Here is a 19,447-nt window from a genome sequence, read left to right on the forward strand (position 1 = left end):
CGCCGCCGCGATCGGATCGGTACCGCGCTGCCAGGCATCCGTGACCCACAGCGCGAGGCGCACACCAGCGGGGAGTTCAGGCACGGCCACCCATTCTAGGCGCCCCGCGCGTCAGCCGACGATGCCGCGGTAGACCTCCATCGTGCGCTCACCGATGCTCGTCCAGGAGAACGACTCGACGGCGCGCGCTCGCCCGGCTACCCCGAAGGCGCGGGCCCGGTCGAGGTCGGACAGCGCGTCGGTGATCGCGGCGGCCAGGTCGGCGACGAACTGCTCCGGGTCGACCGGGGTGCCGGTGCCGTCCTGCACCTGCTCGATCGGCACGAGCCAACCGGTCTCCCCGTCGACGACGACCTCCGGGATCCCCCCGGTCGCGGTGGCCACGACGGGCAGTTCACAGGCCATGGCCTCGAGGTTGACGATGCCCAGCGGCTCGTACACCGACGGGCAGAGGAACACGGTCGACGCGGTCAACAGCGCCACGACCTCGTTTCGCGGCAGCATGTCGGCGATCCAGATGACCCCGTCGCGGTGCTCGCGCAACCCGGCGATGAGCTCCTCGACCTCGGCCTTGATCTCCGGCGTGTCGGGGGCCCCGGCGCACAGGATCAGCTGCACCTGAGGCGGCAGGTCACGCACGGCGCGCAGCAGGTACGGCAGCCCCTTCTGGCGGGTGATGCGACCGACGAAGATCGCGGCCGGGCGGTCGGGGTCGACGCCGTGGCGGCGCACGATGTCGTCGTCGCGCTGCGGGCGCCACAGCTGCGAGTCGATGCCGTTGTGCACGACGTGCACCTTCTGCGGGTCGACGGCCGGGTAGGAGCGCAGGATGTCCTTGCGCATGCCGTGGCTGACCGCGATGATCCCGGCCGCGGCCTCGTAGGCGGTCTTCTCGATCCAGCTCGAGAGCGCGTACCCGCCCCCGAGTTGTTCGGCCTTCCACGGCCGCAGCGGTTCGAGGCTGTGCGCGGAGATGACGTGTGGCAGGCCGCCGAGCAGCGACGCGGTGTGGCCGGCGAAGTTGGCATACCACGTGTGCGAATGCACGAGGTCGGCGCCGACGCAGTCCTGGGCCATGGTCAGGTCCACGCCCATCGTCTTCAGCGCCGCGTTGGCCTCACCCAACTCGGCGAGATCGGGGTACCCGGTCGTCCCGGGCTCCTCGACCGGAGCGCCGAACGCCCGGACCTGCACGTCGACGTCACCACGCGCCCGCAGGGCCTTGGTGAGTTCGGAGACATGCACCCCCGCTCCGCCGTAGATGTTGGGCGGGTATTCCTTGCTCAGGATGTCGACGCGCACAGGTCGAACATATCCGGTTCTGGGCCAACCGCACCCGATCACCGAAAGTTCATCGGGCACGCCATGCGAGTCCTGCCCACCATCGCTAGGGTGAAAGCAGGTGTGGCAGCGACAGGTCGAGGGAGATGAACGTCATGACACGGATGCCGGGCAAGGGCGGACCGAAGGTTCTGGCCATCGTGCTGGCCGGTGGCGAGGGCAAGCGCCTCATGCCATTGACCGCAGACCGGGCCAAGCCGGCCGTCCCCTTCGGCGGGATCTACCGCCTGATCGACTTCGCCCTGAGCAACGTCGTCAACAGCGGTTACCTCCAGGTCGTCGTGCTGACGCAGTACAAGTCGCACTCCCTGGACCGGCACGTGACCAAGACGTGGCGCATGTCGACGATGCTCGGCCAGTACGTCGCTCCGATCCCGGCGCAGCAGCGCATGGGCAAGCACTGGTACCTCGGCTCGGCCGACGCGATCTACCAGTCCCTCAACACGATCCACGACGAGCGCCCCGACATCATCGTCGTCGTCGGCGCCGACCACGTGTACCGCATGGACTTCTCGCAGATGGTCGAGCAGCACATCGAGTCCGGCGCCGCGGCGACGGTCGCGGCGATCCGCCAACCGCGCTCCGAGGCCTACCAGTTCGGGGTGATCGAGGTCGACGAGGTCGACAATCGCAAGATCTCGCAGTTCCTCGAGAAGCCGGCCGACCCCCGCGGTCTGCCCGACTCCCCCGATGAGGTCCTGGCCTCGATGGGCAACTACGTCTTCTCCGCCGAGGCGCTCATCGACGGAGTCTCGAAGGACCAGGAGCGGGAGGGCAGCAAGCACGACATGGGCGGAGACCTGATCCCGGCCTTCGTCGACGAGGGCAGTGCCTACGTCTACGACTTCAGCAAGAACGTCGTGCCCGGCGCGACCGACCGCGACCGCCACTACTGGCGTGACGTCGGCACGCTCGACTCCTACTACGAGGCCCACATGGACCTCGTGTCGGTGCACCCCGTCTTCAACCTCTACAACAGTGAGTGGCCGATCTACACCGACCCGGGCATCTATCCGCCGGCGAAGTTCGTGCACGACGGCACGGAGGGCGGTCGCATCGGTTCGGCGGTCAACTCGGCCGTTTCGCCCGGCGCGGTCGTGTCCGGCTCGCAGGTCGCCGGGTCGGTGCTCTCCCCCACCGTCCACGTGCACAGCTACTCGACGATCGAGCGGTCCGTGTTGCTCAACGGCGTCCGCGTCGGGGAGCGGTGCCAGATCCGCAACGCGATCATCGACAAGGGTGTGGTCGTCCCGGCCGGGACGACGATCGGCTTCGACCGCGACCACGACATCGCGCGCGGTTTCTTCGTCACCGACTCGGGTCTGACGGTGCTCGGCAAGGGGCAGACGGTCACGCCCTGACCCGACGCGCTACCGTCGGGCCGTGACCGAAAGCCACTCCCCCGCCGCCCGCGTCGTCATCCTCACCACCGGCCCGCTCGACGGCCCGCACGAGCAGGTCCGGGGTGCGCTGAGCCCGCTCGGAGCGTCGTGCGAGGACCTGCGGGTCCTCTCCGACGGGGTCGATGGAGTCAGTGCGGGCGAGATCGGCTGCACCGGAGCGTCGTTGACGGAGCTTCGCGACGCGGTCGACGCGCTCGACCTCGGGTCGGGCACGGACGTCGCTGTCGTGCCCGAGACCGTCGCGGCGCCGGGTCGCCGGCTGCTGATCATGGACGTCGACTCGACCCTGATCCGGGACGAGGTCATCGAGTTGCTCGCCGACCACGCCGGGAAGCGCGCCGAGGTCGCGGCCGTGACCGAGCGGGCCATGCGCGGCGAACTGGACTTCACCCAGTCCCTGCACGCGCGGGTGGCCACCTTGGCCGGGCTACCGGCGACCGTGCTCGACGAGACGCGGGCCCGCGTGCGGGTCACGCCCGGTGCCCGCACGCTGGTGCGCACCCTGAAGTCACTCGGTGACACGGTGGCTGTCGTCTCCGGCGGGTTCATCGAGGTCGTGCAGCCCCTGGCCGACGACCTCGGCATCGATCACGCCCGCGCCAACCGGCTCGAGGTCGTCGACGGCACGCTGACCGGAAGGGTGCTCGGCGATGTCGTCGACCGCACGGTCAAGGAGGCCTCGCTGCGGGAGTTCGCCGCCGCCGACGGACTGTCGATGGACCGCACCGTGGCCGTCGGCGACGGTGCGAACGACCTCGACATGCTCGGCGCCGCCGGGTTGGGCGTGGCGTTCAACGCCAAACCCATCGTCCAGGAGCAGGCGAGCGCGGCGATCAACACGCCGCGACTCGACTCCGTGCTGTACTACCTCGGCCTGCGCCGCGACGAGTTCGTCGCGGCGCACGACTGACCCCGCGTCATGACCCCATCGCGTGGACGCCACCGTCCACGTGGACGATCTCGGCAGTCGTCGCCGGGAACCAGTCGGAGAGCAGCGCGACGCACGCCTTGGCCGCCGGCTCGGCGTCGGTGACGTCCCAGCCGAGCGGGGCGTTGCCGTCCCACGAGTCCTCGAACGTCGCGAAACCCGGGATCGACTTCGCGGCCGTGGTGCGGATCGGGCCGGCGGCGACGAGGTTGCAGCGGATGCCCTTCGGCCCGAGGTCACGCGCGAGGTAGCGGTTGGTCGCCTCGAACGCGGCCTTGGCCACGCCCATCCAGTCGTAGACCGGCCACGCGAACTGGGCGTCGAAGGTCAGGCCAACGATCGAGCCTCCGGCCTTCATCACCGGCAGTGCCGCGACGCCGAGCGCCTTGAGCGAGTACGCGGAGACGTGCACGGCCGTGGAGACATCGGCCCACGACGCCTCGAGGAAGTTGAACGCGCCCTCCGGGGCGAACCCGATGGAGTGCAGCACCCCGTCGAGGCCGTCGGGGGCGAACTCACGCACCCGATCGGCCAGCGCGGCGAGGTGTTCCTCGTCGGTGACGTCGAGTTCGATGACCTCGGCCGGGGTGGGCAGACGTCGGGCGATGACCTTGGTGATCTTCATCGTGCGGCCGAAGGAGGTCAGCAGCACGGTCGCGCCCTGCTCCTGCGCCAGCCGGGCCACGTGGAACGCGATCGAGGACTCGGTGAGGACACCGGTCACCAGGAGGGTCTTGCCGTCGAGCATCATCGTTGCGGACCTTTCATTCGGTGGGGCTGGACGCGGGGGGTGGGGTGGACGCGGGGGTCAGTGGCCCATGCCGAGGCCGCCGTCGACCGGGATGACGGCTCCGGAGATGTACCCGGCGGCGTCGGTGGCGAGGAAGCGCACGACGTCGGCGACCTCACCCGGCTGCGCCATGCGGCCGGCCGGGATGGACTTGACGATCTCGACCTTGCGCGCGTCGGGCAGTTCCTCGGTCATGTCGGTGACGATGAACCCCGGGGCCACGACGTTGGCGGTGATGCCCCGGCCGCCGAGCTCGCGGGTGACGGATCGGGCCAGACCCACCAGACCCGCCTTGGACGCGGCGTAGTTGACCTGCCCGGCGCCACCGGCGAGCCCGACGACGCTGGAGATGAGGATGATCCGACCGTGGCGCGCCTTGATCATCGCCTTGCTGGCGCGCCGCACACAGCGGAAGGCGCCGGTGAGGTTGGTGTCGATGACGCCCTCGAAGTCGTCGTCGGGCATCCGCATGAGCAGACCGTCGCGGGTGACGCCGGCGTTGGCGACCAGGACCTCCACGGGCCCGCCGAGCAGCTTTTCGGCGGCGGTGAACGCGGCGTCGACCGAGGCGGTGTCGGTGACCTCGCAGATGACTCCGTCGAGACCCTCCGGGGGCGTGCCGGAGCGGTGGGTGATGACGACCTTGTCACCGGCGTCACGGAAGGCGGTCGCGATGGCCAGGCCGATGCCGCGGTTGCCCCCGGTCACCAGCACCCTGCGCGGTTCGGTCATGGAGATCCTCCTCGGGTCGATTCACGTCACCGGCCGGCGGCGGTTCCACGAAACCTAGTCCACTACCGGACGGTAGCCGTACCCGGGCGGGATGCATGTCCAGTCCGGCGGCGTAGGCTTGATGGATGCCAGGGAACGAGCCGGTCCAGTCGATCACGAGCGCGCCGATCGCGCTGCGTGAGGAGCAGGCCCGCCGCACCCGCCGGTACCTCATCATGATGGGGATTCGCACGGCGTGCTTCATCCTGGCCATCGTTCTGACCGGGTGGCTGCGGTGGACCGCCGCCGCGGGCGCGGTCGTGTTGCCCTACATTGCTGTGGTGATTGCCAACGCCGTCGCCCCGCGGGTCTACGACCAGAACGCCTCGGTCATGGACGAGCCGAAACGGCCGCGACAACTGCGAGGTCGCGCGATCTGATGACGACCCCCGTGCACCCGGCGCAGCCCGACACTGCCCCGGCCGAACCTCCCGCGCCCCGGGCGCTGTGGCGGATCCTCCTGACGCCCCGCTGGCTCGGGGTCCTCCTCCTCGGCGTCGCCATGGCCGTGGCGTTCTACTACCTCGGACAGTGGCAATGGCACCGCTACGAGTACAAGGCCGCGCGCGCTGATCGCATCGCCGCGCACTACGACGCTCCGCCCGTGCCCGTGCGCGAGGTGATCGGCAACGACCCGCTGCCGCTGGCCCGGGAATGGACCAAGGTCGAGTTCAGGGGCACCTACCTGGCCGAGAAGCAGGTCATGGTGCGCAACCGGCCCCAGGAGAAGACGTACGGCTACGAGGTGCTCGTGCCGCTGCGCACCGCCGACGGCATCATCATGGTCGACCGCGGGTGGGTGCAGAACTCCGATCGGGGCGCCGAGGTCACCCCCGATGTGCCGGCCGCGCCGAGCGGCACGGTGACGATCACCGGGTGGGCCAAGCCCGACGAGGCCAGCCGCGGCAAGGACCTGCCGGCCGGGCAGGTGGCCAGCATCAACCTCGCCGACGTCGAGGGCGCCATCGGTCTGGACGTGCTCGGTGGGTACGTCATCCTCGAGGGCGAGACGACGACGTCGGGCACGACCCCGGAGCGTCCCACTCCCCTGCTGCCGCCGGACGATTCGCTCGGCCCGCACATGGCCTACGCGTTCCAGTGGTGGGGGGCCATGCCGGTGCCGTTCATCCTCATGTGGTTCGGCATGCGCCGCGAGCAGCGCGATGGCCAGCCCGTCAGTGCCTCGGCCAAGCCCAAGAAGGTCCGGATCTGGGACGAGGAGGACGATTAGGCACCCACGCCTGCCTCGTGACCCTCAGTCGACCACGGAGCGCGCCTGGCGGAACTGGGTGCGGTACAACTCGGCGTAGACCCCGTCGGCGGCCAGCAGGTCCTCGTGCTGGCCCTGTTCGACGATCCGACCCTCGTCGACGACGAGGATCCGGTCGGCGTCGCGCACGGTGGAAAGTCGGTGGGCGATGACCAGGGAGGTCCGCCCGTGCAGAGCATGATCCAGGGCGTGCTGCAGCGCGGCCTCCGATTCGCTGTCGAGGTGGGCCGTGGCCTCGTCGAGGACGACGACCCGGGGCGCCTTGAGCAGCAGACGAGCGACGGCCATCCGCTGCTTCTCACCACCGGAGAGTCGATGGCCCCGGTCACCGACGACCGTGTCCAGACCCGACGGCAGCCGCTCGACGAGATTCCACACCTGGGCGGAGCGCAGCGCCTCCTCCATCTCGGCGTCGGTCGCGTCGGGCTTGGCGTAGGCCAGGTTGGCGCGGATCGTGTCGTGGAAGAGGTGCGCCTCCTGGGTGACGACCCCGACCGCGTCGCGCACGGAGTCCAGGGTCGCGTCGCGCAGGTCGACGCCCCCCAGACGCACCGCGCCGGAGGACGGGTCGTACAACCGGGCCACGAGCGTCGTCAGCGTCGTCTTGCCGGCGCCGCTCGGGCCGACGAGGGCGACCATCTGCCCGGGCTGCACGGTCGCGGTGATGTCGGTGAGCACTTCTCCGCCGCCGAGGCGATCGCCGTGGGCCGTGGCCTCGAGCGACGTCAGCGAGACCTGGTCGGCGGTCGGGTAGGCAAACGAGACGTGGTCGAACTCGACCGAGAGCGGTCCCTCGGGCAGCGGGCGAGCGCCGGGCTTCTCCGTGATCATCGGCGGTAGGTCGAGCACCTCGAAGATCCGCGAGAAGGATACCAGCGCGGTCATGACATCGACGCGCACGTTCGAGATCGCGGTCAACGGCCCGTAGAGACGACCGAGCAGCGTGGCCAGCGCGATGAGCGAACCGACCGACAGCGATCCGTTGATGGCCATGTGGCCGCCGAACCCGTAGACCATGGCCGTGGCCAGCGCCGCGACCAGTCCGAGCGAGACCATGAACACCGACCGGTTCCACGCGATCCGGACACCGATGTCACGCACGCGGGCCGCGCGGTCGGCGTATTCGCGGTGCTCGGTCTCGTGGTGGCCGAACAGCTTGACGAGCAGCGCTCCGGCGACGTTGAATCGCTCGGTCATCCGGCTGCCCATGTCGGCGTTGAGGTTCATCTGCTCGCGCGTCAGGCCGGAGAGCCGTTGCCCGACCCAGCGCGCCGGGACGAGGAAGACCGGCACGAGCAGCAGCGCTCCGAGGGTGAGCTGCCAGGACAGGGCCGCCATCGCGCCGACGATGAGCACGAGGGAGACCGCGTTCGACACGACACTCGACAGGACGGTCGTGAAGGCCTGCTGGGCACCCATGACGTCGCTGTTGACCCGGGAGACGAGCGCGCCGGTCTGGGCGCGGGTGAAGAAGGCGATGGGCTGTCGCAGCACGTGGTCGAAGACCTGGGTGCGCAGCACGTAGATCAGCCCCTCACCGATGCGTGAGGACATCCAGCGTTGCACCAGGCCCAACAACGCCTCCGCCACCGCGAGCACGGCCACGAGGACGGCCAAGCGCGTCACGAGGCCATGGTTGCCGGGGGTGACGCCGTCGTCGACGATCCGGGCCAACAGCAGCGGTGTCGCGACGACGGTCATCGACCCGAGCACGACGACCACGAGGAACACCACGATCGGGCCGGTCAGGGGCTTGGCGTAGGACAGCACGCGTGCCGTGGTGCCCGGGGGCAGTTCGGCGTCGCGCACGCTGCCGTCCTTGGAGAGGGACCGCATCATCATCCAGCCCGGCTGCATGCTCATGTGTGGGTCCCTTCGTCAGCGTTCGCCCCGGCGTTCACCCCGGTTCGAGGTATTCGGCGTCGGCACCGCGACGCCCAATACCTCGAACCACAGGAGGACCGTCAGTCTTCCCCGCTGAGGTTGTATCGCGCCAATCGACGCGTGGCCCACGCCACTCCCCCAACGACGACGACCGCCATGGCCAGCAGGGCGTACCACAGGGGCAGGTCGTTCGCCTTCGTCGAGATGTCCCGAATGGTGTCGGCCACCTTGAGGCCCCAGCGCTGGATGCTCAGCCACCGGATGCCCGGCATGTACTGGGCCAACAGCCCCTCCCACAGGAAGATGTAGGCGATGCCGGCGATGATGGCGTGCTTGGTCGTGCTCGCCAGGGCCATGAACAGCGCCGAGTAGCCCAGCGCCATGACGAAGGCGCCCACGGTCAGGGCGAGCACCAGCCGCGGTTCGTTCGGTTCGAGGATGTACGCCGCGACCGCGATCGGGATGACGCCGCAGATGATCGTCACCAACGCGACGACCGTGACCTTGCTCAGCACGATGGCCGAGCGTCGTATCGGCTTGGCGAGCAGGTACGTGATCGAACCGTCCTCGAGTTCGGGCACGATGACGCTCGACGTCGCGATGAGGGCGACCAGCGGCAGGATGACGACAACGCCCAGCCCCTCCACGATCGCCAGGGTCGTATCGACGCTCGGGTCGGTCAACGCGCCGACGACCACCGCGAGGGCGATCAGGAGGACCGGCAGGGCCAGGAGCACCAGCCCACGCCGACGGCCGGCGACCGTGCGCCACGCGATCTGCATCACCGTGGCGTTCATGACGCCACCAGGTAGGCGAAGACGCTCTCGAGCGACTCGTCCGTCGGTGAGACATCGCGCAACCGGATCCCGGCCTCGCGGGCCACCCGGGGCAGATGTTGGGCGAATCGACCGAAGTCGGTGGCCTCCACGTCCAGTCCTCCATCCGGCCGCAGGGACACAGCCCTGATGGCCTCGTCACGCATGAGCAGGGCGGCCATCGCCCGGTCGTCGCTGGTGTGCAGCACGTACCGATTCGGGCGATCGACCATGAGGCGCCGGATGGCGCCGAAGTCACCGGAGGCGGCATGCCGGCCGGCGACGATGACCTCGACCTGGCGAGCGACCTGCTCGACCTCCTCGAGGATGTGTGAACTGAAGATCACCGTGCGGCCGTCGGCTCCGAAGGTGTGGAGCAACTCCATGAGGTGGAGCCGCTGGCGCGGGTCCATGCCGTTGAACGGCTCGTCGAGCAGGAGCACGGCCGGCTCATGGACGAGGGCCGAGGCCATCTTGACGCGCTGTCGCATGCCCTTGGAGTACGTCTTGATGGTCCGCCCCTGGGCGGGGGTCATCTCGACGATGTCGAGCGCGTGCTGCGCGGCCGCCCTCGGGTTCGGCAGTTTGTGCAACTGGGCGTTGGCCAGGACGAAGTCCCACCCGGTGAGCTGTTCATAGACCGCCTCGCGCTCGGGCACGAGGCCGAGTGTGCGGTAGACCTCGGGGTGGCCCCAGACGGACTGCCCGTCGAGGGCGACCTCTCCGGCCGACGGCTGGAGGAATCCCGCCATCAGGCTGAGGAGCGTCGATTTGCCGGCCCCGTTCGGTCCGAGCAGACCGGTGACCCCGGGCTCGAAGCGCATCGTGACGTCGTTGACGGCGACGACGTCGCCGTACCACCGCGAGACGCGGTCCAGGACAAGAGTGCTCATGCGGCAGCCCCCCGGCGCGCGTTTCGACGGACGGTCCACAGGGTCAGCACGAGGATGCTGCCCAGGAGGACCACGGTGTAGATCAGGCCCATGGTCAGGGTCTCCGGTTGGCCGTAGACCGGCGGCCGATCGAACCACCACCCGGTGGCTCCGGAGACCAAGGTGTAGGGCGAGAAGAGCCCCGCGATCTGGGCGGTGGTGCGGGCCGCCTCCTCCTCGGCGATCGCCGTCACGGTCGTGACGATGGTCGCGGCGATGAGGAGCACGGCGACGATGGCGACCGTACCGAGCCCCCGTTGCGGGGTGCTCGAGGCGATGGCGCCGCCGAGGCCGGCCAGCAGCAGCGAGAGCAGGATCGCCCCGAGCATGGCCTTGAGCATGAGCGGAGTCTCGTCGCGGAAGGAGTAGTCCCCCAACAGCGCTCCGGCATAGAGCACGAGCACCGGCACGCCGATGACCACGAGGATCGCCGCGGCGAGCGAGGCCAGTCGCACGAGGACGAACCAGGCGCGTGGCAGTGGCCGGGCAAAGTACAGCGGCAGGGTCTTGAAGCGCAGGTCGCGACTCAGCAGGATCGGCGCCGCCGCGGCCGTGAAGAGTACCGATACGACGAGGGCGGCGTTCTGGTACCGGTGGTACTCCATCAGGCGCGGGACCTCGACGTCGAAGTAGGACTTGACGATGAGCGGGATGACGGCGAGCAGCAGGGCCGGGCCGACCGCCAGGGTGACGAGGATCCACGGGAGGACCTTGGCCTTGGCGTTGCGGCCCAGACCGAACGCGTGCCGGACGCCCAGGACGAACAGGGACCAGGCGATGGCCGGCAGACCTTGGCGCTCACCCTCGTAGGGCCGGTAACCCAGGTCGTGGATGACGGCAGCGCTGGTGGGCTGGGAAGCGGTGGTGGTCGCCGCCGGGGTGGATCGGGCCGGTTCAGGCATCGATGCGTCCACTGGCCTGCCCCTCTCGGAAGATGTCCTCAATGCGGTGGTGGCGGTGCTGCAGGCGCACCAGCCCTTGGCCGAGGTCGGCCACGGTGTCGACGATCAGGTCGTGGGTGGTCTGGTCGTTGAGGCTGACCTCCACGGCGTCCCCGGCGGGAAAGCACTGCAGGCCGCGGGCGGCGAGGGCCTCGCCGAGGCGGTGCTGCTCGCTCGGTCCGCCGAGCACCTCGACGATCAGGCTGCCGGTCTCCTGCATGAACTCGCTCGTCGCGGATTCGCGCAGCAGGTGGCCGGCGTCGAGCACCACGACGTGGTCGCACACCCGCTCCAGCTCGCCGAGCATGTGCGAGGTGACCAGCACGGAGATCCCGAAGTCGGTGCCGATGCGGCGCACGAGGTCGAGCATGTCGTCGCGGCTGCCCGGGTCGAGCCCGTTCGTCGGCTCGTCGAGCAGGACCAGTCGCGGGTCGTGCACGAGGGCCTGGGCAAGCTTGGCGCGCTGCTTCATGCCGGTGGAGTAGCCACCCATCGGGCGGTAGCGCTCCTCGGCGAGCCCGACGTGGCGCAGCACGTCGGCGGCGCGCTCGCGGGCCGCGGCGTGCGGCAGCCCGGACATCCGGGCCATGTGGACGGTGAACTCCGTGGCCGACACGTCGGGCGGTAGGCAATCGTGCTCGGGCATGTAGCCAACGAGGCTGCGCACGGCCGACCCGGCGGTGAGGATATCGTGGCCGAGTACGCTCGCGCTCCCCCGCGTTGGGGCGTTCAGGCCCAGCAGGATCTTGATGAGCGTCGATTTCCCGGCACCGTTGGCCCCCACCAGTCCGGTGACGCCCTGGCCGACCTCGATGGTCAACTCCTCGAGCGCTCGGACGTTGCCGAAATGCATGGTCAGCCCGTGGGTCGCGATGACTGCCGGCCCGCCTGTTGCCCCCATCTGCGGAGGCGATTCCCCTCTGTTCACGTTCATGTCCTCTCGTGGTCCGTCATCGACAGTAGGGGAACGACGCGACCGCGGGCCCGCGCCACGGCACAATCGGGGGACCATCGGGGGTCGGATCAGGGCCGACCCTGACTTGGCCTCAGGCTAGGCTGATGAGGTCCTTGTAGTCCGGGCCCCAGAGGTCCTCGACGCCGTCGGGCAGCAGGAGGATGCGCTCCGGCTCCAGGGCGTCGACCGCACCTTCGTCGTGGGTGACCATGACGACCGCACCCTTGTACGTGCCCAGCGCTCCGAGGATCTCGGCCCGCGAGGCGGGGTCGAGGTTGTTTGTGGGCTCGTCGAGCAGGAGCACGTTCGCCGAGGAGACGACCAGCGTGGCCAGGGACAGGCGGGTCTTCTCGCCACCGGAGAGCACGCGCGCCAGCTTGTCGACGTCGTCGCCGGAGAACAGGAACGAGCCGAGGACCTTGCGCACCTCGGTCTCGCCAAGGTCGGGCGCGGCCGACTTCATGTTCTGGAGCACCGTGCGGTCCCCATCGAGGTTCTCGTGCTCCTGGGCGTAGTACCCGATCTTCAGGCCGTGCCCTGGCTCGACCTGACCGGTGTCGGGGTCATCGACACCGGCGAGCATCTTGAGCAGCGTCGTCTTGCCCGCGCCGTTGAGGCCGAGCACCACGACGCGCGAGCCGCGGTCGATGGCGAGGTCGACGTCGGTGAAGATCTCCTGCGACCCATAGCTGCGAGAGAGCCCCGTGGCGCGCAGCGGGGTCTTGCCGCACGGCGCGGGTTCGGGGAAGCGCAGCTTGGCCACCTTGTCGTGGGCGCGCTCGCCCTCGACGCCGCTGAGCAGCCGCTCGGCGCGACGGATCATCTGCTGCGCCGCGACGGCCTTGGTGGCCTTGGCCCGCATCTTGTCCGCCTGCTCGAGCAGCGCCGAGGCCTTCTTCTGGGCGTTGGCGAGCTCACGCTTGCGGCGGCGCTCGTCGGTCTCACGCTGCTTGAGGTAGGGCTGCCAGCCGACGTTGTAGATATCGAGTTCGGCGCGGTTGGCATCGAGGTGGAAGACCCGGTTGACGACGACGTCGAGCAAGTCCACGTCGTGGCTGATGATGATCAGTCCGCCGCGGTAGTTCTTCAGGTGGTCGCGCAGCCAGGCGATGGAGTCCGCGTCCAAGTGGTTGGTGGGCTCGTCGAGCATGAGCGTCTCGGACCCGGAGAAGAGGATCCGCGCCAACTCCACGCGCCGCCGCTGACCGCCCGACAGCGTGCCCAGCGGCTGGTCGAGCCGGTGCGCCTCGATGTTCAGGGCCGCCGCTATCGAGTTGGCCTCGGCTTCGGCGGCGTACCCGCCGGCGGCGGTGAACTCGTCGTCGATCCGGGCGTAGGCCCTCATCGCCCGCTCGCGGATGGCATCGTCGGCGGCGGCCATGCGCTTCTCCGCCAAGGTCCGCTCCTTGACGATCGTGTCGAGACCGCGCACCGAGAGAATGCGCTCGCGAGCCGTGACCGTCGGGTCGCCGGCCTTGGAATCCTGTGGCAGGTATCCCACGTCACCGCTGGTCGTGACACTCCCGGCCGCGGGCTGGCCCTCGCCGGCGAGCACCTTCGTCAGCGTCGTCTTTCCGGCACCGTTGCGCCCGACGAGGCCGACCCGGTCCCCCGGGGCGACTCGGAAGGTGGCGTCCTCGATGAGGACGCGGGAGCCGGCGCGCAACTCCACGCCACTGGCAACGATCACGGGTGAGCCACTCCTGCACATTCGGGACATCGCCCACGACGCGGATTCGACGGCAGACAGGGCATCGACCGGGAGGGCAAACATGTCAAGTGTAGGCCCCGCCCGACCGGGCCCACGACGCTCGCCGTTCCGAACGGCCCGGGAAGGGCTGATCCGAGGCTCCGCCGGGCTACTCTGACCCTGCACAGTTGGCGGGCCGGTGGCGCCCACGATCGAGAGGCAATCGGGTGAGCTTCAACGAGGGCGCACGCATCGACACGTCCAACGTCGAGCACCGCAGCGGTGGCGGCGGCGGTCGCGGACCGATGATGGCCGGTGGCGGTGGTCTGGTCGGCCTCATCGTGCTGCTCATCGCCCTGTTCACCGGGGTGGATCTGTCTGGCCTGACGACCGGCACGACTCCGGCGACCAATCCCAACGAGCAGGTGGCCCAGGTCGCCCAGTGCGAGACCGGCGCCGACGCCAACACCAACGTGGACTGTCGAGTGGCCGCGACGGCGAACTCGGCCGAGGTGTTCTGGAAGCAGACGTACAACGGCAGCAAGGAGGCCTTCCGGCCCGCGAAGACGGTCATCTACGAAAGCCAGACCCAATCGGCCTGCGGCACCGCCTCGAACCAGGTGGGCCCGTTCTACTGCCCGCTCGACGAGAAGATCTACATCGACACGAGCTTCTTCAACATCCTCGAGAAGCAGTTCGGATCGTCGACCGGGGCCCTCGCGCAGGAGTATGTGGTCGCCCACGAGTACGGGCATCACATCCAGAACCTCTACGGCGTGCTCGGCTACGCCCAGCAGGACCCCAAGGGTGCGAAGTCCGGGGGCGTTCGGGTCGAGCTCATGGCCGACTGCTTCGCCGGCATGTGGGCCGCGCACGCCGAGAGCACCCCGTCCTCCAACGGTGAACCGTTCCTGAAGAAACTGACCGAGCAGGACATCAAGGACGCGCTGTCCGCGGCCGAGGCCGTCGGTGACGACCGCATCCAGGAGAAGACGACCGGGCGCGTCTCCCCCGAGAACTTCACGCACGGCTCCGCCGCCCAGCGGCAGAACTGGTTCATGACCGGGATGAAGGCAAACTCGCCGCAGCAGTGCGACACGTTTGCCACGGACTCGCTCTGATCAGCGCGGCGCCGTGACGCTCGCGGTGGTGGCGTATCCCCAGTCATTGGCCTTGTACGTGTAGACCTTGACGCGGGTGCCCTTGCCAACCCGTGGCAGTCTGAGGTTCACGCGGCCATCGGCGGCGGTCCATCCCCGGGCGACCACCGAGTACGTCCGCCGGCCGGGAGTCTTGATCGCGGCGGCCACCCGCACCTGCGACGCTCCCACGCCACGAACGCCCTGCCGGGCGGTCACCGCGACAGAACCGCCCCGGCTCCACCCGCTCGACCACGAGGCATTGAGCGAGACGGGTCGGTGGCTCGAGGTTTCCGCCCAGATCTGCGTCCAGAAGAGCCCATCCTTGAACGTGTCGTAACGACCGTTCATCCACGCCACCGAGATGCCGCCACCGGCGTCTCCGTGTGGGGTTGCCGGAGTGCGGTTCGCCTCCGACGAGGCTGCGGTCAGCCCGCGGGTGACCCAGGTGCGACCGAGGTCGGTCGTGGCCCATTCCTCCAGTTCGCGCTGACCGGTGGCCTGTTGGTCGCGCACGAGGTACACGGTGCCAGGGTCGGTCCGGTCGAATGTGATCCCTCCGGGTTGTCCGAGGAGGTCGGTGTTCCGCCGTAGGGTCCGCAGCACCCAGCGTTTGCCGTTCCAGCGCGCCCACTTGTACGCGTAGGTGGTGTCGGCGCGGGTGGTGATGACCACGACCGGCTTCGTGCCCATGAGCGCGAGGTCATACATCCTCGCCACACCGTCGACGCTGGCACCGTCGTAGATCTTGGTTCCGTGTGTGACCCTCATGGGTCCGACTCGACCCAACCCACCGATCGACCGGATCTTCCGGCCGGTCGAGGTCATGAAGTACCCCCGGTCATACGTGAAGTGGTACACCGACGTCTTCATGCCGCCGTTCTCCGGCGTGTTGGTCACCGCGAAGTCGATCCGGCTTCGGCCGTCCGTGGCGAACTTCGGATACGGCGTCCGCGCCACGCTGATCGGACCCGGTGGCATCCACAGCGGCAGCGCCTTGGTCCACTTCACCAGGTCGTTGCTGCGGGTGACGACCCAGGCGCGGTCGGAGTTGCGTCGGGTGAAGTACCAATAGCGGTGCGTCGCATTCGACAGTTGGATGATCTGGCCGTACGTTGTGGGCGCCTTCTCGAGGCCGGACCCACTCAGAGATCGGGTGGCACCGAAGGACGAGACGTTTCCCGATGTGTTCGTCAGGCGGTACCGCGGCGGCGACGCGGTGCCATGGCCCGCCCAGACCGCGATCACCCGGCCCTCCGGTGTGCGGGTCAGGGCCGGAGCCACGTGATCATCCGCAATGAGTTTGGTCAGTGTTTTGTGCGTGAGGCGGCCGTCGGAGTTCCGCACAGCCGTGACCTGGATATGTCCACCGTTGGTCACCGAACCGAAGTAGGTCTGGGACGAGGTGCGCAGCACCCGCGGGTCCATGTACCACGACCACGCCCCGTTGGTGACGATCCGAGCAATCCTCCGGTTGTCGTCTGCCTTGACCGGTGCCGGCGCGGCGGCGACATCCGCTGGGAGGGCCGGGGCTTCACCGATGGTGTCGAGCGGCGCCGAGCTGCGCGTCGCGATGGCGGTGTCGGCCGTTCTCCCCTCGGCTGGGACGTCAGCCGCTGCGACGGGCGTGTCACCTTCCCGTCCGGCCTGGGCCGCGGGGCCCGTGGTCGCCCCGGGACCTGCGGCGATCGCCACCGCCGGTGCCGCCACGGCGGTCACCAGAGCAGCCGAGAGCACACCCGTCCCCGGCCGACGATATTGCCTCGCTCGTGCGGCGCGACCCCCGATCATGCTCAGCGAGGTGCCTTGACACTGGCCGTGGTCGCGAAGCCCCAGTCGTTCGCCCTGTAGGAGTAGACCTTGACGCGGGTGCCCTTGCTCACGTTGGGCAGTTTGAGGTTCACGCGCCCGTCGGCGGCGGTCGAGCCGCGCGTGACGACGGAGTAGGTGCTCCTGCCGGGCCGCTTGATGGCCGCGGCCACGCGCACGTTCGGCGCTCCCACCCCCCGGACTCCCTGGCGCAACGTCACGGTGACGGACCCGCCCTGGTACCAGACCTTCGACCACTTGGGCGTGATCGTGACCGGGCGGTAGCTGGTGGTCTCGGCCCAGATCTCGGTCCAGTAGCGGCCCCCGTTGAAGGCCTCGTACCGGCCGTTCAGCCACGCGACCGAAACGTGACCGGTCGATCTGCCGTACGGCGCTGCCGGGGTGCGGTTGGCCTGCTCCGACCCAGCCGTGAGACCGCGCGTCGACCACGTCGTGCCCAGGTCACGGGTCACCCATTGTTCGAGTTCACGCTGACCGGTGGCCCGCTGGTCACGCACGAGGTAGACCTTGCGCGGGTCGGCCCGGTCGAAGGTGATCCCACCGGGCTGGCCGAGGGGGTCCTGATTGCGGCGCAGCGTCTTGAGCACCCACGCCTTGCCGTTCCACCGGGCCCACTTGTACGTGAAGTCGCCATCGGCCCAGGTGTTGACCACGACGACGGGCCGGCCGTCGAGGAGGGCCAGGTCGTACATGCGTGCCGCACCGTCCACGCCGGCGCCGTCGTAGATCTTCGTGCCCTGGTCGATGCGCATGGATCCGACCCGACCCAACCCGCCGATGGAACGGATCTTGCGCCCGGTGGAGGTGCGGAAGTACCCGCCGGTGTACGAGAAGTGGTACACGGAGGTCTCGAGCCGGTTGGTCTGCTGCGAATCGGTGACCGCGAAGTCGATGCGGCTGCGGCCGTCGGTGGCGAACTTCGGGTACGGCGTCCCCAGTTCCTCGGTGGTCGGGTGCGGAGGCGTCCACAGGCGGACGGCCTTGGTCCACTTCACGAGGTCGTTGCTGCGGGTCACCACCCAGGAGCGATCTGACTGACGGCGAGTGAAGTACCAGTACCGGTACGTCGAGTTCGACAGTTGGATGATCTGGCTGTAGGTCGAGGCCTTGGTCTCCATCCCGGAGCCCTTCAACGACTTCGTGCCGCCGAACGTCGCGACGTTGCCGGTCTTGTCCGTGATGCGGTAACGCGGCGGCGAGGCGTTCGAGTGTCCGGCCCAGAAGGCGACGATCCGGCCGTCCGGCGTTCGCGTCAGCGCCGGGGCGACGTGGTCGTCGGCGATGAGCGTGGTCAAGGTCTTGTGACTGATACGACCGTCGGAGCTTCGTACGGCCGTCACCTGGATGCGGGCATCGTTGGTGACCGACCCGTAGTACGTCTGCTGCGAGGTGCGCAGCACGCGCGGATCCATGAACCAGGACCAGGCTCCGTTGGTGACGATCCGGGCGATCTTGCGGTTGCTGTCGGCCGCGACCGGAGCGGGCGCGGCCGCGACGTCGGCCGCCAAGGCGGGGGTGTCGCGGGTCGTGTCCAGCGGGGCGGAGGATCTCGACTGAACGGCTTCGTCGGCCACCGGGCCAACGGGTCGCACATCCGCCGCCGCGGCGGGGGCATTGACATCGGGCCCCGTCACCTCCGGGACCGGCGACGAATCGGCGCCCGCGGCGAGGGACGGGACCGCCAGCGCGAGCACCAAACCCGACGTCACGGCGCCGACGCGGCGCCGACCCGGCCTGACCTTGGCGTGTCGTGGCACGACTGTCCTCCCACCCGTCACAGGTGACGGCTCGTGTTGCGGTTCGTGATCGAGTGCGGCGCCCCGGGGCCGGCCCGTGGTCACGCTAACACGAGATCAGCGCAGGTCAGGGCCCTGAGAACCGCGTGGATCCTCAGGGCCCTGACCGGTTTCGGCAGGCCTCGGGGTGGATCAGAGGTTGAAGCCGAGCGCGCGCAACTGCTCGCGACCGTCCTCGGTGATCTTGTCCGGGCCCCACGGCGGCATCCACACCCAGTTGATGCGGGCCGACTCGACGAGGCCCTCGAGGGCCTGGTTCGTCTGGTCCTCGATGACGTCCGTCAGTGGGCAGGCCGCCGACGTGAGGGTCATGTCGAGGATGGCGTTGTTCTGGCTGTCGATGGTGATCCCGTAGACCAGTCCGAGGTCGACGACATTGATGCCGAGTTCGGGGTCGACGACATCACGCATCGCCTCCTCGACGTCGGCGACGTTGGTGCCACCCGGGGCCGCGATGGGCTCGAGGGTCACCGGGTCGACCACGGTGGTGGGGGTGTTCTCGCTCATGCCTTCGCTCCTTGCGCGATCGTGCCGGATTGAATCAGGGCGTCGGTGAAGGCCATCCACCCAAGCAGGGCGCACTTGACGCGCGCCGGGTACTTCGCCACACCGGCCAGGGCAACCCCATCGCCGATGACCTCCTCGTCGCCGGGATCCTTGCCCTTGGACGTGAGCATGGCCTTCATCGCCGCGTGGGTCTCGAGGGCCTCGGCCACGGTGTGACCGATGACCTCCTCGGCCAGCATCGAGGTCGACGCGGTCGAGATGGAGCAGCCGTGGGCGTCGTAGGAGATATCGGACACGGTGGCCTGGTCGCCCTGGCCGTCGACGTGCACCCGCAGCGTGACCTCGTCGCCGCAGGTCGGGTTGATGTGATGGACCTCCGCCACGTAGCCCTCACGCAGGCCGGCGGCCCGAGGGTGCTTGGAGTGGTCGAGGATCAACTCCTGGTACAGGTCCAA

The 19,447-nt window shown here is 69.1% G+C and carries 18 protein-coding genes; 5 read left to right on the forward strand and 13 right to left on the reverse strand.

Translation table 11 applies throughout. The features are described from left to right. Nucleotides 1-111: 111 nt before the first annotated feature. Nucleotides 112-1,302 carry a glycogen synthase gene (gene glgA / locus KD1_RS04150; RefSeq protein WP_068397971.1) on the reverse strand — a complete coding sequence of 397 codons (1,191 nt, stop codon included), beginning with the start codon at nt 1,300-1,302 and terminating at the stop codon, nt 112-114. Between the two features lie 134 nt (nt 1,303-1,436). On the opposite strand from glgA, the gene glgC reads away from it, so the two are divergent. Together glgC and serB are read left to right on the forward strand one after the other, a co-directional pair. Next, nucleotides 1,437-2,702, forward strand: coding sequence for a glucose-1-phosphate adenylyltransferase (gene glgC / locus KD1_RS04155; protein ID WP_370670742.1), 1,266 nt, complete (start codon nt 1,437-1,439; stop codon nt 2,700-2,702). A 22-nt stretch (nt 2,703-2,724) separates the two neighbouring features. Then, nucleotides 2,725-3,654, forward strand: a complete 930-nt coding sequence (gene serB / locus KD1_RS04160; protein ID WP_068397974.1) for a phosphoserine phosphatase SerB — start codon at nt 2,725-2,727, stop codon at nt 3,652-3,654. Between the two features lie 7 nt (nt 3,655-3,661). On the opposite strand, the gene fabI is transcribed toward serB, so the two are convergent. Next, entirely contained in the window at nt 3,662-4,423 is a 762-nt protein-coding gene (fabI, locus tag KD1_RS04165) for an enoyl-ACP reductase FabI (protein WP_068397975.1), read from the reverse strand. Between the two features lie 57 nt (nt 4,424-4,480). Then, a complete protein-coding gene (fabG, locus tag KD1_RS04170; protein ID WP_068397978.1) occupies nt 4,481-5,194 on the reverse strand; it encodes a 3-oxoacyl-ACP reductase FabG in 714 nt (237 codons plus the stop codon). Between the two features lie 125 nt (nt 5,195-5,319). Between fabG and KD1_RS04175 the strand changes: the two genes are divergently transcribed. Then, nucleotides 5,320-5,613: a DUF3099 domain-containing protein gene (locus tag KD1_RS04175; RefSeq protein ID WP_068397982.1), complete on the forward strand. Its 294-nt coding sequence runs from the start codon at nt 5,320-5,322 to the stop codon at nt 5,611-5,613. Further along, nucleotides 5,613-6,464: an SURF1 family cytochrome oxidase biogenesis protein gene (locus KD1_RS04180; protein ID WP_083542056.1), complete on the forward strand. Its 852-nt coding sequence runs from the start codon at nt 5,613-5,615 to the stop codon at nt 6,462-6,464. Before KD1_RS04175 ends, KD1_RS04180 begins: the two co-directional genes overlap by 1 nt. A 24-nt stretch (nt 6,465-6,488) precedes the next feature. Here KD1_RS04180 and KD1_RS04185 read toward each other — a convergent pair whose 3' ends face one another. The 6 genes from KD1_RS04185 to KD1_RS04210 all read right to left on the reverse strand — a co-directional run bounded on the left by KD1_RS04185 (nt 6,489) and on the right by KD1_RS04210 (nt 13,720). Further along, a complete protein-coding gene (locus KD1_RS04185) occupies nt 6,489-8,366 on the reverse strand; it encodes an ABC transporter ATP-binding protein (RefSeq protein WP_068397986.1) in 1,878 nt (625 codons plus the stop codon). A gap of 101 nt (nt 8,367-8,467) precedes the next feature. Next, nucleotides 8,468-9,184 (reverse strand): ABC transporter permease, encoded by a 717-nt coding sequence (locus tag KD1_RS04190; RefSeq protein ID WP_068397989.1) that lies wholly within the window; start codon nt 9,182-9,184, stop codon nt 8,468-8,470. Further along, entirely contained in the window at nt 9,181-10,095 is a 915-nt protein-coding gene (locus KD1_RS04195) for an ABC transporter ATP-binding protein (RefSeq protein WP_068397992.1), read from the reverse strand. Before KD1_RS04195 ends, KD1_RS04190 begins: the two co-directional genes overlap by 4 nt. Beyond that, complete coding sequence (locus KD1_RS04200) at nt 10,092-11,036, reverse strand: hypothetical protein (protein ID WP_068397995.1); 945 nt, start codon at nt 11,034-11,036, stop codon at nt 10,092-10,094. The genes KD1_RS04195 and KD1_RS04200 overlap by 4 nt, the downstream gene beginning before the upstream one ends. Continuing rightward, nucleotides 11,029-12,009: an ABC transporter ATP-binding protein gene (locus KD1_RS04205; protein WP_245627271.1), complete on the reverse strand. Its 981-nt coding sequence runs from the start codon at nt 12,007-12,009 to the stop codon at nt 11,029-11,031. The genes KD1_RS04200 and KD1_RS04205 overlap by 8 nt, the downstream gene beginning before the upstream one ends. A 112-nt stretch (nt 12,010-12,121) precedes the next feature. Next, nucleotides 12,122-13,720 (reverse strand): ABC-F family ATP-binding cassette domain-containing protein, encoded by a 1,599-nt coding sequence (locus KD1_RS04210; RefSeq protein ID WP_068398000.1) that lies wholly within the window; start codon nt 13,718-13,720, stop codon nt 12,122-12,124. 227 nt (nt 13,721-13,947) lie between these two features. Here KD1_RS04210 and ypfJ point away from each other — a divergent pair, with 227 nt between their 5' ends. Next, nucleotides 13,948-14,841, forward strand: coding sequence for a KPN_02809 family neutral zinc metallopeptidase (ypfJ, locus tag KD1_RS04215; protein WP_068398003.1), 894 nt, complete (start codon nt 13,948-13,950; stop codon nt 14,839-14,841). Here ypfJ and KD1_RS04220 read toward each other — a convergent pair whose 3' ends face one another. From KD1_RS04220 to sufU, 4 genes are all read right to left on the reverse strand, one after another. After that, nucleotides 14,842-16,578: a BNR-4 repeat-containing protein gene (locus KD1_RS04220; RefSeq protein ID WP_169795332.1), complete on the reverse strand. Its 1,737-nt coding sequence runs from the start codon at nt 16,576-16,578 to the stop codon at nt 14,842-14,844. It lies immediately after the preceding gene. Between the two features lie 74 nt (nt 16,579-16,652). Beyond that, nucleotides 16,653-18,446 carry a BNR-4 repeat-containing protein gene (locus tag KD1_RS04225; protein WP_157073162.1) on the reverse strand — a complete coding sequence of 598 codons (1,794 nt, stop codon included), beginning with the start codon at nt 18,444-18,446 and terminating at the stop codon, nt 16,653-16,655. Between the two features lie 171 nt (nt 18,447-18,617). Continuing rightward, nucleotides 18,618-18,992 carry a metal-sulfur cluster assembly factor gene (locus tag KD1_RS04230; protein ID WP_157073163.1) on the reverse strand — a complete coding sequence of 125 codons (375 nt, stop codon included), beginning with the start codon at nt 18,990-18,992 and terminating at the stop codon, nt 18,618-18,620. Further along, nucleotides 18,989-19,447, reverse strand: a complete 459-nt coding sequence (sufU, locus tag KD1_RS04235; protein WP_068398011.1) for a Fe-S cluster assembly sulfur transfer protein SufU — start codon at nt 19,445-19,447, stop codon at nt 18,989-18,991. The genes KD1_RS04230 and sufU overlap by 4 nt, the downstream gene beginning before the upstream one ends.

It is taken from the genome of Kribbia dieselivorans NBRC 106261 (genome assembly GCF_001552435.1).
Taxonomy (GTDB): Bacteria; Actinomycetota; Actinomycetes; order Actinomycetales; family Dermatophilaceae; genus Kribbia; species Kribbia dieselivorans.